General features: G+C 45.7%; 1 protein-coding gene. It reads left to right on the top strand.

Annotation, left to right across the window (positions count from 1 at the left end):
- Positions 1-188: 188 nt before the first annotated feature.
- Positions 189-407 (top strand): hypothetical protein (locus ACYVRH_RS14845; RefSeq protein ID WP_461257627.1); only part of this gene is annotated, 219 nt, incomplete at its 3' end.

The raw sequence follows: 407 nt of genomic DNA, 5'->3' as shown, positions 1-407 counted from the left end.
GATAGGGGATTATGACTAGTACCGGCAGATGTTTTTTATTTTGACTGTTCTTTATGTCTTTCTATTATGCTTTCAACCCTGTTTAACAATTCGTCGCTTCCATAAGGTTTTGTTATTAAATCAGCCGCCCCTATCCATGGTAAAATCCTTCTATAATATAATTTATCTACCAAAAAAAGAGGTAAAAAATGGCTGAAAGAACAATTGCAATGATTGATGGTAACAGCGCGGCGGCGCATGTCGCACACGCGCTTAGCGAAGTAATCGCGATTTATCCGATTACCCCTTCCAGTCCTATGGGCGAACTCTCTGACGAGTTTTCCGCCCAGGGGCGCAAGAACATCTGGGGATCTATCCCCGATGTCATAGAGCTGCAGTCCGAGGCGGGCGCGGCGGCGGCAGTACAT

It is taken from the genome of Treponema sp. R80B11-R83G3, assembly GCF_054786115.1.
The sequence above is the reverse complement of the archived record's forward strand: the minus strand, read 5'-3'. Positions and strand labels throughout refer to the sequence as shown.